Raw genomic sequence first — 2555 nt, 5'->3', positions numbered from 1 at the left:
CGTCCGAGTAGGGGATAGAAAGGATTCGCAACACGCGGCGAGCCAATAGTTATTGGTTCGCTGCATTTTCAATTATGTGAGCAAAAAGAAAACCCCGCTAAGCATAGTCAGCGGGGATGAGGGGACTACTGCTCAACTGCTGAGCAAGGGCCACCACAGAAGGTACACATGTAGTATTTGCCGATGGGAACGACACCGCCTGTGCAGCAATTACTACGATACATGCCAACTGGTTCTGGAACCTCAATAATAAATTGCATGAGATAGAAGGGAATGGAAATAAAAAGCCCCTGACCGTAGCCAGGGGGAAGAGATTATTCTTCGACATCGCAACGCTGCCAGCAATGACGGCAGACCGAGAATCCTTTGATCTCAGCCACGTCTGCAAGGCAACAATCGCTCTGCCCGAAGGGGAGGACATTGACCAGTCGGCTGGTCTGTGCAACAGTGTGCATAACTGTTTGGGGAAGGAAATAAAGAACGACGTTTGCTCGCCGTTACTTCCTTCTCCTGCCCGACTGCAAGGTGGAGACGGCGAAACAGAGTGAAGCCGTACTACCTTGCGGGAGCGGCGTACAATGAAAGGGACTGCGAGCTATCAAGTCATCAGTGGATAAGAACCAATAGAAAAGAAAAGCCCGACTGAACGAAACGAGAGCATTGCCCGATAGGGGAATGCGAAAGTGCAGCGAGGGTGGGCGATGTTAGGTTGTTTTGCCACACCAACTGTCTATCTCCGCACGGTTCACCGCACGGAATTATTTTTATTTGTGGTAAAAACCGGTAAAACATGGAACCTGCAAGCTGAGTACCCAGAAACAAACAAAGCCATAACCCGTTATGAGTTATGGCTTTAAAAGTGCCCCCGAAAGGAATCGAACCTTTAACCTACTGATTAAGAGTCAGTTGCTCTGCCAATTGAGCTACAAGGGCGAAATTGATTTCTGGGGTTATTTTAGTTCTCTGAAATTCATCCGACAAGTGATTGCCTGTGCCATCTTAGAGTTGGTACAAAGAATTATCGTCAGCAGCATCTCAAAACATCGGTAAACTTATTTGAAAATCAGGAACCAAACTGTTTTTTTGCAGTCGGTTCCTGATTTTCTCATTTTGGCTTTGTAAAGTCTTCGTTTTCAGATCTGGTCCAGAGCCTGTTTTAAATCGTTAATGATATCTTCCTCTGCTTCCGTCCCGATCGACAGTCGAACGAAATCGGGAGTCACGCCGGAACTGGCTTGCTCTTCAGGTGTCAATTGTTGATGTGTTGTACTGGCTGGGTGGATGATCAGCGATTTGCTGTCGCCCACGTTCGCCAGATGCGAGAACAATTTGACGCTGTTAATGAGTTTAATTCCATTGGCCTGTTGTTCTTCTGATGTCGCTCCCTGAATTCCAAATCCAAAGACGGCACCACTGCCATCGGGCAGATACTTCTGCGCCATTTTGTAGGAAGGATGTGATTCCAGCCCACAGTAATTGACCCATGAGACTTTCGGATGGTTCTCCAGGAACTTTGCGACGGCCATCGCGTTCTGGCTGTGGCGTTCCATTCTGAGATGCAAGGTTTCCAAGCCTTGCAGGAACTGGAAGGCATTAAAGGGGCTCATTGCTGGTCCCAGATCGCGAAGCAATTGCACGCGAAGCTTCAGGATATAAGCGAGGTTCATGCCACCAAAGGTCTCATAAAACTTAAGACCATGGTAACTGGGATCAGGTTCGGTAAGTCCGGGGAATTTTCCATTGTCCCAGGGGAAGTCCCCTTTTTCGATAACGATTCCGCCGATGGATGTGCCGTGACCACCGATGAATTTGGTACAGGAAGCGACTACGATATCTACCCCATGATCAAATGCGCGGAACAGGGCAGGTGAGGCCAAAGTGGTATCCACGATTACGGGAATGCCGGCTGCATGTGCGATGTCTGCGATGGCTTTGAAGTCGGCGATATCACAAGCCGGGTTTCCGATGGCTTCCAGATAAACACAACGCGTATTTTCATCGATGGCTTTTCTGAAATTTTCGGGATCACTCTGATCAACGAACGTCGTATTAATGCCAAACTTTGGGAAAGTATAATGGAACAAGTTGTAAGTTCCACCATACAAGCTGGAAGACGAAACAATATTTTGTCCGGTTTCCACAATATTGAGAATGGCCAAAGACTCTGCTGCCTGCCCGGAGGCCACAGCAACTGCTCCCGAACCGCCTTCGAGCATTGCCAATCGTTTTTCCAGTACGTCACACGTCGGGTTCATCAAGCGTGTGTAGATATTACCGAATTCCTGCAGGCCAAAAAGTCTGGCCGCATGGTCAGTGTCATTGAATGTGTAGGAAGTTGTCTGATAAATGGGAACGGCCCGTGAGTTGGTTGCACTGTCTGGTTCCTGGCCACCGTGCAGACAGAGCGTTGCTAATTTCAATGCTTCAGCATCCATAGTAAAAACCCTTCATGTAATGGGAATAATTTGGCTTTAACAAGCACAATTGTTATTTTAGAGAACTCATTCCGTGGAACATTACACGAACGTAATCTGTAGAATGATCCGAAATGAGTT

At 47.7% G+C, this 2555-nt stretch carries 3 protein-coding genes and 1 tRNA gene; 2 read left to right on the top strand and 2 right to left on the bottom strand.

The genetic code is table 11. From position 1 onward, the window contains the following. The first annotated feature begins 254 nt into the window (after positions 1-254). Entirely contained in the window at positions 255-548 is a 294-nt protein-coding gene (locus tag Q0668_RS16205) for a hypothetical protein (protein ID WP_298866523.1), read from the top strand. A gap of 135 nt (positions 549-683) precedes the next feature. Beyond that, positions 684-857 (top strand): hypothetical protein, encoded by a 174-nt coding sequence (locus Q0668_RS16200; protein WP_298866522.1) that lies wholly within the window; start codon positions 684-686, stop codon positions 855-857. Between the two features lie 3 nt (positions 858-860). Here Q0668_RS16200 and Q0668_RS16195 read toward each other — a convergent pair. Next, positions 861-933 (bottom strand) — tRNA-Lys (locus tag Q0668_RS16195). Positions 934-1133: 200 nt separating this feature from the next. Then, positions 1134-2435, bottom strand: coding sequence for an O-acetylhomoserine aminocarboxypropyltransferase/cysteine synthase family protein (locus Q0668_RS16190; RefSeq protein WP_298866520.1), 1302 nt, complete (start codon positions 2433-2435; stop codon positions 1134-1136). Positions 2436-2555: the final 120 nt, after the last annotated feature.

The sequence above is a fragment of the uncultured Gimesia sp. genome, assembly GCF_937910335.1.
Classification (GTDB): Bacteria; Planctomycetota; Planctomycetia; order Planctomycetales; family Planctomycetaceae; genus Gimesia.
This window is presented reverse-complemented; position numbering and strand designations above follow the sequence as displayed.